This window comes from Olsenella uli, assembly GCF_901212655.1.
Lineage (GTDB): Bacteria > Actinomycetota > Coriobacteriia > Coriobacteriales > Atopobiaceae > Parolsenella > Parolsenella uli_A.
Map to the genome: position 1 here is coordinate 1 of NZ_CAAKON010000005.1, position 10,626 is coordinate 10,626.

General features: G+C 68.8%; 5 protein-coding genes. 3 read left to right on the top strand and 2 right to left on the bottom strand.

From position 1 onward, the window contains the following. Positions 1-156: 156 nt before the first annotated feature. Positions 157-3,615, bottom strand: a complete 3,459-nt coding sequence (gene mfd / locus EFAMC2_RS00760) for a transcription-repair coupling factor (RefSeq protein ID WP_154026039.1) — start codon at positions 3,613-3,615, stop codon at positions 157-159. A 953-nt stretch (positions 3,616-4,568) separates the two neighbouring features. Between mfd and EFAMC2_RS00765 the strand changes: the two genes are divergently transcribed. Beyond that, a complete protein-coding gene (locus tag EFAMC2_RS00765) occupies positions 4,569-7,085 on the top strand; it encodes a DEAD/DEAH box helicase (protein ID WP_154026041.1) in 2,517 nt (838 codons plus the stop codon). Positions 7,086-7,286: 201 nt separating this feature from the next. Here EFAMC2_RS00765 and EFAMC2_RS00770 read toward each other — a convergent pair whose 3' ends face one another. Further along, complete coding sequence (locus EFAMC2_RS00770) at positions 7,287-8,156, bottom strand: spermidine synthase (protein ID WP_154026043.1); 870 nt, start codon at positions 8,154-8,156, stop codon at positions 7,287-7,289. A 226-nt stretch (positions 8,157-8,382) separates the two neighbouring features. Here EFAMC2_RS00770 and EFAMC2_RS00775 point away from each other — a divergent pair, with 226 nt between their 5' ends. Both EFAMC2_RS00775 and EFAMC2_RS00780 read left to right on the top strand, forming a co-directional pair. Continuing rightward, positions 8,383-9,204, top strand: a complete 822-nt coding sequence (locus EFAMC2_RS00775) for an HD domain-containing protein (RefSeq protein WP_154026045.1) — start codon at positions 8,383-8,385, stop codon at positions 9,202-9,204. A 181-nt stretch (positions 9,205-9,385) separates the two neighbouring features. Continuing rightward, complete coding sequence (locus EFAMC2_RS00780; protein ID WP_154026252.1) at positions 9,386-10,531, top strand: asparaginase; 1,146 nt, start codon at positions 9,386-9,388, stop codon at positions 10,529-10,531. Positions 10,532-10,626: the final 95 nt, after the last annotated feature.

The following is a 10,626-nucleotide window of genomic DNA, read 5'->3' on the forward strand; positions in this document are numbered from 1 at the left end:
TCAGGAAAATGAGCCGAAGTAGACGGCAAGCCTGAAGCGGACCTGACTCGCGCCACCGCCGTTTGTTGGGAAAATGAGTCAAAGTAGACGGCAGCCCGTGAGTCAGAAGTGACTCACGGGCTGCGGGGCGCGCGCCCGGGCCGCCGCGCCGGGCGGCTACTCCTCCGGCTCGTCGTCGCCGCCGGCCTCCTCCAGGACGGCGAGAGCAGCCATGACCAGGTCGTCCTTGCCGCTGCGGAAGGGGTAGGCCACCTTCTCCGTCTTGGGATACACGAGCCCGCCGCGCTCCTTGAGCTTGAGTGTGAGGTCTCTGCCGCACTTGAGCCCCTGGAAGATGATGCGCCCGCTCGTGAGCGACACGCTTTGGACGCCCAGGCGCTGTGCGCGCACGCGAATCCGCGCGCGGTCGAAGAGGTTCTTGGCCGCCCGTGGCATGGAGCCATAGCGTTCCTCGCACTCGCGCTCGAGCGCGTCGATCTCGGACAGGTCCACGGCGCCGGCAAGCTTGCGGTAGGCAAGCACGCGACGGTCCACGTCGGGCAGGTACTCCTCGGCCAGGTAGAAGTCTGCCGGCAGGTTGATGGTGACCTCGCTCGCCGCAAGCTCCTCGCCCACCTCGCCGCGCGCCTCGGCCACGGCCTCGCCCAGCATCTGCGTGAAGAGGTCGAATCCCACGCTGGAGAGGTTGCCGTGCTGCTCGGCGCCCATGAGAGAGCCCGCGCCGCGAATCTCGAGGTCGCGCATGGCCACGCGCATGCCGCTTCCCAGATCCTGGTACTCGTTGATGGCCGTGAGACGCTCGGTGGCTTCGGGCGTGAGCGGCTGCTCGCCCGGGAACATGAAGTAGGCGAAGGCCTGCACGCGGCCACGGCCCACGCGTCCCTTGAGCTGGTAGAGCTGCGCCAGGCCCAGGCGCTGGGCGTCCTCGATGATGAGCGTGTTGGTGTGCGGGTTGTCGATGCCGCTCTCGATGATGGTGGTGGCCACCAGTACGTCTATCTCACCGCGCTGGAACTTCATCATCATGTCCTCGACCTGCTTGGCGCTCATCTTGCCGTGCGCCACGCCCACACGGGCCTCGGGTGCCGCCTCGTGCACGCGGGCCTCGGCCTCCTCGATGGTCTTCACGCGGTTGGAGACGTAGTAGACCTGACCCTTGCGCGCGAGCTCGTTGCGGATGGCGGCGCTCACGAGGTCCGGGTCGTACTCGCCCACCGTCACCTTGACGGGCAGGCGCCCCGGCGGCGGGGTCATGATCATCGACATGTCGCGCACGCCGCTCATGGCCATCTGCATGGTGCGCGGGATGGGCGTGGCCGAGAGGGTCAGCACGTCTACCTGCTCGCGCATGTTCTTGAGCTGCTCCTTGTGCTGCACGCCGAAGCGCTGCTCCTCGTCCACGATGACGAGGCCCAGGTCATGCGGGTTCACGTCGGCCGAGAGCAGGCGGTGCGTGCCCACGAGCACGGAGACGCGGCCGTCGGCAAAGCCCGCGAGCGCCTGCTTCTGCTGCTTGGACGTGCGGAAGCGGCTGAGGACGTCCACCTCGAAGTCGAACGGGGCAAAGCGGTTGAAGAAGGTCTCGAAGTGCTGCTGCGCCAGAATCGTGGTGGGGCAGAGCACCATGACCTGCCGGCCCTCAGTCACGCACTTGAACGCGGCGCGCAGGGCCACCTCGGTCTTGCCAAAGCCCACGTCGCCGCAGAGCAGGCGGTCCATGGGCTTGGCTGTCTCCATGTCCGCCTTAATGTCGGCGATGGCACTGGCCTGGTCTGGGGTGAGCGGGTACGGGAACTCCGCCTCCATGTCTGCTTGCTCGGAGGTGTCGGGCGGAAAGGCATGGCCCGGTACGCTCGCGCGGCGGGTGTAGAGGTCCACGAGGTCAAAGGCCAAACGCTTGGCATTCTTGCGCGCCTTGCCCGTGGCACGACTCCAGTCTGCGGTGTTGAGGCGTGTGAGGCGCGGGCTCGAGCCGTCCGGGCCCACGTAGCGCGTGATGCGGTCCACCTGCTCGAGCGGCACGAAGAGCTTGTCGCCGCCGGCGTACTCCAGCAGGAAGTAGTCGCGCTCCTTGCCGCCCACCTCCTGGCGCACGATGTCCGCGAACAGCGCGATGCCGTGCGTAGCGTGGACCACGTAGTCACCGGGCTTGAACGGGAAGGTGATGGACGTGGGGTCAACGCGGCGCGCGCGGCGGTGCTTGGCCATGCGCACGGTAAGGTCGCCCACGGAGAGCACGGCCAGGTGCGCGCCAGGCACGATGACGCCGGCAGGCACGGGGGCGTCCGTGAACGTGACGCGACCGCGTGCGAGCGGCTCGGCGGAGCTGTTGGCCATGGGGTCCGCGAGCGGCACGCGGTTCTCGGCCGCGCTCGCGAGGGCCTCCTCGAACGGCACGGACTCGTCGCCAAAGTTGAGCTCCAGCTGCTCGCGCGCCTGACGGTCCGGCACGGCAAAGAGCACCGTCATGTGGTCGTTGAGCATCTGGCGCACGCGGCCCAGCATGCGCACGTCGGAGCCAGCGATGCCGGGCTGGCGCACGGGCAGCTCCGCGGTGACCTGCGTGCCGGCGCGCAGCATGCTCGCGAAGGAGAGGCGCTGCTGGCGGCCAAAGTCCATGTCACGCGGGGCGGTGAAAAGGCCGTCGGTGGTCTCGCCGGCGTTGCGGGCGAGCTGCGTAAGGTCGTCGAAGGCGCGGGCGCAGTCGTCAAAGAGGGCGCGCGGCTCGGCGAAGCACATGAGGGTGTCCGCGCCAATGTGCTCGAGCGGGCTGGCCGTCTTGCCGTAGAGCGCCGGCAGGTACTTGTCGAGCGAGGGCTCGGGGCTACGTGCCGCAATGAGCTCGAGGTCGGCGGCGAGCTTGGTGTCGTTCTGCGCAGGCGTCCAGAGGGCCTTGCGCGCGTGGGTCACCGTCTCGTCCGTGAGAGCGAGCTCGCGGCAGGGGCGCACGGTCACGGAGCGCAGGTCGCCGATGGTCTGACCGGTGGCGGCCACCATGCGGCGCACGCGGTCCACCTCGTCGCCAAAGAACTCAACGCGCACCGGGCTGGAGGCCTGCGCGGGATAGATGTCCACCGCGTCTCCGTGGATGTGGAAGGTACCGGGGCCGTCGAGCTCGCCCAGGTCTGCATAGCCCAGACCCACGAGCAGCGGGCCCACGTCCTCGAAGGGGACTTCGTCGCCCACGGCAAAGGTCGAGCTCTGCCAATAGCCCGACCCCGCGGGCGGCACGCGGCGCAGCAGCGAGCGGGCACTCGCGACCACCACGCAGGACTCGCCTGCGGCCAGCCGACCAATGGCCTCGCAGCGCGCGCCCACGATGGCGTCATCCGGCGCGTCTGACTTCCAGGGCATGTCCGGGCGCTCGGGATAGCGGCAGACCACGTCCATGCCAAGCCAGGCCTCGAGGGCCTTGGCGGCGCGGTCCGCCGCCTCCTCGCCGGAGACCACGAACAGGCAGGGCCTGGGGTCCGAGGCCCAAACGCTCGCGAGGACGAGGGGCCGTGCGCTTTGGGAGACCGCGAGCGTGGTGTCCTTGCCGACGCGAAGCTCGCGCAAGGCGGGCTCGAGCTCAGGCGCAAGCAGCAGCTGTCGGGAGACGCGGTTGATGAGCATGGGAGACGGCCTTTCTCGGGTGGCGCATGCGACGCCGCGCACGCGGGTAGCGCACGCGGCTGGCGCGCGCCTCATGAGCACGACAAACCACCGGCCTCGCAATGCAAAGCCGGTGCAGTACACGTGCCTGTGCGCCACATTGTAGCGATGGCAACAGCTCGACGCTGAACCCAGGTGGCGCTGATGAGGAGAACATCGAGCGCGTCGCCGCGCGCCACGAGGGGCAGGCGGCCGGCCTGGAGCGGGATGTCTCAGGTGTCCTTTGTTCAATTTTTACGACTGTGTAGCGACTTTGGCAGGCCCCCGAAATAGGTACTTTCCAAAGCCGCAGGTAAACGCATCGCGCTTTTGACCCGATACTCGGCCGACCCCGCAAACCCACTTCACACTCGAAAAAAATATACAAGGGAAAGGCGTGCCGCGGGCGATTGCGACATGAGCGGGGCCTGCCGCCCGTCTGCACACACGCCCGCAAGAAAGCGGAAGCCCGACAGCCCCCGCCTGCGAGGATCCTGCCGGCGATACGCCCGTTGTATTCGATTCCGGCAGCGACGGCCCCCGCGCGCGGGTCCTGCAACCATGTGGGAGCCTCGCCGTCAAAAACTGGGGCGAGGCCCCAAAACGAAGGCGTGAAGATGTTTACCCCAGGCGGGGTGCCGGAGCCGCGCCAGGGCCGCCCGGGATGCCTCGCGCCCCGGCGCCTGCGTCGGAGCCCGCCAGGGCCGCCCCGCGCCCCAGTGCCCGTGCCGGCACCGCACCAGAGCCGCTCGACGCGCAAGCGCCTACGCTCCACCCCAGCGCGTCCCAAACACGCGATATGCTTCAGGCACACGTAGCCGCAGGGACGCGTGCGGCGCCGGATCACACGCAGCCGCCGGGATATGTGTGGCACCGGACCACACGTGGTCGGCAGGGCAGGCGCTGCCGCCGGGGGCGCGGCACAGGGGAGGAATATGGGCGTCTTTGATAGGTATGCACCGTTCGTGCAGGACTTCATCTACAGCCACGACTGGGAGAACCTCCGCGGCATCCAGGTGGCGGCCGCCGAGGCCATCTTCGATACGGACGACAACGTGCTACTCACCGCCTCCACCGCCTCGGGCAAGACGGAGGCGGCCTTCTTCCCCATCCTCTCGCTGTTTGACGAGGACCCGCCCGCGAGCATCGGCGCCATCTACATCGGCCCGCTCAAGGCCCTCATCAACGACCAGTTCCTGCGCCTCAACGACCTCTGCGAGGAGGCCGAGATTCCAGTCTGGCACTGGCACGGCGACGTGTCGGCCTCCCACAAGGCCAAGATGCTCAAGCACCCCGGCGGCATCCTGCAGATAACGCCGGAGTCGCTCGAGGCGCTGCTGCTCCACAAGCACTCCGCCATCTCCCGCCTCTTCTGTGACCTGCGGTTTGTTGTCATCGACGAGGTTCATTCGCTGCTGCGGGGAGACCGCGGTGGCCAAACCCTCTGCCTCATCGAGCGCCTGGGCCGCATGGCCGGCGTGAACCCGCGCCGCATCGGACTGTCCGCCACCATCGGCGACCCGGACGCCGTGGGCGCCTACCTGTCTGCGGGAACGGGCAGGGGCTGGGTGGTGCCGCGCGTGGAGGAGCCGCCCCGCACGTGGCGACTCTCGATGGAGCACTTCTACATGACGGGACCGCAGGCGGGCACCGACGTTGAGGCCGCGCTCCGATCGCTTCGCGAGGCTGACGCGTTTCGACGGGCGCAGGAGGAGCGAGAGAAATCGCAGGGCGAGTCGGGCGCGGCGGAAGCGGACGGCGGGCATTCGCGCGCCGCAGCGAGTGCCGCGTCGGCGAGCGGCATTACGGCAGGCGCCGCGGATTCTGCCCAGGCGACCCCGGGCGCTGACGCGCTCGAGCCCGACGAGGTCCACGACCCGGGCGAGGACGCGCCCCTGCCCCCGCTCGCCGACGCCACGGACACGGCGCCCCGCGAGGCAGACCCGGGACTCGGCTACGTCTTCGAGCACACGCGCGGCAAGAAGTGCCTCGTCTTCGCCAACTCACGCGAGGACGCGGAGGCCGTCTGCACAGAACTCCGCCGCTACTGCGAGGTGCGCCACGAGCCGGACCGCTTCCTCATCCACCACGGCAACCTCTCGAGCTCCATCCGCGAGAGCGCCGAGGACGCCATGCGCGACGAGAGCCGCCAGCTCACCACCGTCACCACGGCCACGCTTGAGCTGGGCATCGACATCGGCCGCCTCGAGCGCGCCTTCCAGCTGGACGCCCCCTTTACCGTGAGCGCCTTTCTGCAGCGTATGGGCCGTACCGGCCGCAGGAGCCAGCCGCCCGAGATGTGGTTCGTCATGCGCGAGGAGCAGCCGGAGGCCAGGGCCCTGCTCCCCGAGACAATCCCCTGGAAGCTGCTCCAGGGCATCGCCCTCGTCCAGCTCTACCGCGAGGAGCGCTGGGTGGAGCCGCCGCGCCTGGACCGCCTCCCCTACAGTCTGCTCTACCACCAGACCGTGGCCACCCTCGCCAGCGAGGGCGAGCTCAGGCCCGCCGAGTTGGCGCGGCGCGTGCTCAACCTCACGGTCTTTCACCGAGTGTCTGCGGACGACTATCGCGCGCTGCTGCGCCATCTCATCGAGATCGGGCACATCGAACAGACTGAGACCGGCGGGCTCATCGTGGGGCTCGCCGGCGAGCGCGTCTGCAACTCGTTCAAGTTCTACGCCGTCTTCCAGGAGAACGAGGAATACACCGTGCGGAGCGACTCGGCCGAGCTGGGCACCATCGTGCAGCCGCCGCCTCCCGGGGAGAAGGTCGCCATCGCCGGCGCCACGTGGATCGTGGAGGAGGTTGACCATAAGCGCCACCTCGTCTACGCCACGCAGGTGAAAGGGCGGGTGCCCGCCTACTTTGGCGAGTGCCCGGGAGACGTCCACACTCACGTCCTCGAGCGCATGCGCCGCGTGCTCGAAGAGCGCTGCGGCTACCCCTACCTCATGCGCAACGCCACCGGCAGGCTCGCCCTGGCCCGGCGCGCGGCAACGGGAGCGCGCATGGACGTGAGCCCGCTCGTGAACCTTGGCGAGGACACCTGGTGCCTCTTTCCCTGGCTGGGAAGCTACGCCTTCCTGGCGCTGGAGCGCCTGCTCAAGATCAAGTGCGCCAAGCAGCTGGGCATCAAGGGGCTGGACTCCTCGCGCCCCTACTTCATCCAGTTCCGGATGGCGGCGGGGCCGCGCGAGTTCTTTGCCACCGTCTGCCGCGAGGCCATGGCGGGCTTTGACCCCATCGAGCTTCTGTACCCAGACGAGCTACCGGTATTTGAGAAGTACGACGAGTTTGTGCCGCGCGAACTGGTGCGCAAGGGCTTTGCCGAGGGCGTGCTGGACGTGGCGGGACTGCGCGCGCGGGCGCTTGAGTGGCAGGAGCTTGCGGGTGCGCCCGAGCTGCCGGGTACGACGGGATTGCCGCCGGTGGAGCCGTCCGCGATTGAGTAGGGCGTGGGCGGCGGGCTGGGCGGCGGTGGGCTGGGCGCCGGCGGGCGCAGCCGACGTGGCGCGCGGCCGAGATGCCGGGCGGGGCGCGATTGCCCGCCGGCCGCGAGTGCCCGTCAGGCGCGGCCGCCTCCCAGGCGCCACCGACCGCCGCCCGACCCGTTCGCCGACCACGCTTCGTCTCCCGGCCGCCCCGTTCGCCGGCTACGCCTCGTCGCGGAACACCTCGCCCGGGAACTCGTCCTCATAGGGAATGGAATCGGCAACCGGCCAGCTCCCATTCGTGGCGATGACAAGGTAGTTGTCCTCCACGGCGAGGGGCTCCTCCTCGCACAGCACCACATAGACGTGGGCAAACGCCTCCCGCCACGTTGCCACAACGTCGCGCAGGAAGCTCACGTTCGCGCCGCCATCCGCCGAGACGACATTGGCAAGCAAAAGGCCGTCGGGCACGAGGCAGCCCCGCGCCGAACGGGCGGCCTCGACGGTCGCGAGCGAGCGGACCGGCTCGCAGCCAACGAAGGCGTCGAGGACTATGGCGTCGTAGAGCAGGGCGTCCCGTGGGGGCGAATCGGGCAAGGCGGGCACGCTGGATGCGCCAGGCTCGCCGGGCGCATGGGGCTCGGCGCACGCGTCGGACGCAACCCGCAGGGCCCTGCCATCGAGGTAGGAGCGGCCGTCGTCCTCGATGAGCCTGAGACGCCCGGGGTGAGCGGACATCGCCTCGTTCAAAAAGAACCAGCGCCGGGCCACTCGGGTTACAGCGGGGTCGAGCTCCACCACGTCCATCACAACGTCCCCTGGCTGCGTCGCGAGCACGTGCTTGGGCCACGCGTAGCCGCCACCACCCACCATGAGCAGGTACTTTGTGACGGGGCGGACAGAAAAGGCATAGTCAAAGGCCCGATAGTACGAGAAGGCCGGTTCCATGCGCCGCTCGTCCAGGTACGTGGCGCTTTGGTAGACCCCACCCACCTGCAGCACGCGAACGGGCGCGCCCTCCTCGTCGCGTACCGTTCGCACCAGGCCCCAGCCTTGGGCGAGACGGACGGGCCTTAGGATAGACGCGAGCATGGGGGCCTCGCTTTCGACGGAGCGGACGAGCAGTTAGAGTGCACGGGCACCAGGGCGGAGCCGCGGGGGGCGGCCATACCGGTCGGCAGAACGGGCGCGCGACTGCGCCGGCGGCGCGGCCTTAAGCGTAGCGGAGCGCCCAAGGCGCGTCTTTCAGGAAACTTGCAAAAGGGTCTGTCCCCAATGGCATATCCTGTGGGAGCTGGTGGGCGTCAATGGAGGTGCCATGCGCATTGATCATGAGAGGGCACGGGAGGCGTTTGCCACCTATGTGGCTCCTTACAACCCCAAGAATCCGCTGATAGCACTCAAGATTGCCCACACCTATCGCGTTGCCGCCATCGCGGAGCGCATCGCACGCGCCTCCGGCCTCTCGCCGGAAGACGTCGACCTTGCATGGCTCTGCGGCCTGCTCCATGACATCGGCCGCTTCGAGCAGGTTCGGCGCTGGAATACCTTCCGCGACGCTGCCTCCACCAGCCACGCCCTTCTTGGCTGCGAGGTGCTCTGGGGCCCGCGCGAGCGGCTCGGCACGCCCATCGATCCCGAGCCCGGCTCGCCCGCAACACCCCGCATCCGCGACTTCGTTGGTGACGCAAGCGAGGACGAGCTCCTTCGCGCGGCCATCGCCTGCCACAGCGACTATCGCGTGCCCGCCGAGCTCGACGAGCGCACTCGCGCCTTTGCCGAGCTCCTGCGCGACGCCGACAAGATCGACATCCTCCGCACCGTCGAGACCGACGCGCCCGAGACCATCCTGGGATGCGACGCCGCTACGCTACTCGCAAGCGGGCTCTCGGCCGAGGCCACCCGGGCCTTTGACGAGCGCCGCTGCATGCGCCGGGACGACCGCTCCGAGCCGGTGGACTTTCTCGTTAGCTTTGCCTGCTTTGCCTTTGAGCTCGCCTACCCGGAGAGCCGCCGCATCATGCTCGAGCAGGGTTACATCTTCTCGCTGCTCAAGGCACCCTTTGGCATTGCCGAGCCCTTCGAGGACCAGCACACGCGCTCGGAGCTCGCACGCATGGTCTCCGAGCTCCGAACCTGACTCGAGGGCTGACGCCGAGAACCGCACTCGCAGGCGGCCCCTCGGCCGGCTCGCACGCCGGCCGGGACCCGCTCACCCACGCGCCAGTGTCTGCTCACGCACCATCAACCCACGCGCAAGCCTCAAGCACCCACAACCCGCCACACGGAAGGACACTCCATTGGCCAAGCCCCGCATCCTCATGGTTGCCACCGGCGGCACCATCGCAAGCGCCGAGACGGGCGAGGGCCTCGCGCCGCAGCTCACGGGCGAGCAGCTCGCGGGGTACGTGCCGCAGGTGGCCGAGCTCGCAGACATCGACATCGTCCAGCCCATGAACATCGACAGCACCAACATGGGCCCGGCGGACTGGCAGCGCATCGGTGACGCCATCCTCGCGCGCTACGAGGACTACGACGGCTTCGTGGTGCTGCACGGCACCGACACGATGGCCTACACGGCGGCGGCCCTCTCCTACCTCATCCAGGAGAGCCCGCGGCCCATCGTGCTCACCGGCTCCCAGCAGCCCATGGCCAGCCCCTTCACGGACGCGCGCCTCAACCTCTTCCAGAGCGTGATCTACGCGGCCGACCCCGCCTCGCGCGACGTCTCCGTGGTCTTTGGCGGAAAGGTGGTGGCAGGCACGCGCGCCCGCAAGCAGCGCACGATGAGCTTCAACGCCTTCACGAGCGTCAACTATCCCGAGCTGGCGCTCATCAGGCGCGACCGCATCATCCGCACGGCCCCCGCGGCGCCGGTGGCGGCTCCGGCAACCGTCCCGGCCGAGACGCCGGCGCAGGCGGCCTCAACCGCCCCGGCGGCGACCCCGGCGAAGGCAGCCCCGGCGCCCGTGACCCCAGAGGCCCCGACGGGAGAAGTCCCTGCGCCCTCAACCCCGGCCGGCCCGCAGGCCACGCCCCCGGACCAGCCCGTCATCTACCACGACCTCGACGAGCGTGTCTTCGTTCTCAAGCTCACGCCCGGCATCTCGCCCAAGACCTTCTCGCTGCTTGCCCCCAGCTACGACGCCATCATCCTGGAGACCTTTGGCATCGGTGGCATTCCGGACACCCTGCGCGACGCGCTCTTTGCCTGGGTGGACTCCGGGCGCACGCTCGTGGTGACCACGCAGGTTCCGGAGGAGGGCCTTGACCTGGGCGTCTACGAGGTGGGCCGTGCCTACTCCGAGCACCCCGGCATCCTCAAGGGTGACGACATGACTTCCGAGGCGCTCGTTGCCAAGACGATGTGGGCCCTCGGCCAGGCGCGCGGCCTCGCGGACGCCGCCGAGCGCCGCGCCCTCATCCGGGAGCTCTTCTATCGCCCGGTCAACCACGACCGCATGTAGACGGGCTGGCAGCCCGGCTCGCCAAGCGAAAATGAGTCAAAGTAGACGGCAAACTGACTCGAAATATGAGTCAAAGTAGACGGCAGGCTGACTCA

Excerpts from the sequence above, each read along its gene's own strand:
- mfd (WP_154026039.1), bottom strand. The coding sequence starts at position 3,615 with ATGCTCATCAACCGCGTCTCCCGACAGCTGCTGCTTGCGCCTGAGCTC.
- EFAMC2_RS00765 (WP_154026041.1), top strand. The coding sequence starts at position 4,569 with ATGGGCGTCTTTGATAGGTATGCACCGTTCGTGCAGGACTTCATCTAC.
- EFAMC2_RS00770 (WP_154026043.1), bottom strand. The coding sequence starts at position 8,156 with ATGCTCGCGTCTATCCTAAGGCCCGTCCGTCTCGCCCAAGGCTGGGGC.
- EFAMC2_RS00775 (WP_154026045.1), top strand. The coding sequence starts at position 8,383 with ATGCGCATTGATCATGAGAGGGCACGGGAGGCGTTTGCCACCTATGTG.
- EFAMC2_RS00780 (WP_154026252.1), top strand. The coding sequence starts at position 9,386 with ATGGTTGCCACCGGCGGCACCATCGCAAGCGCCGAGACGGGCGAGGGC.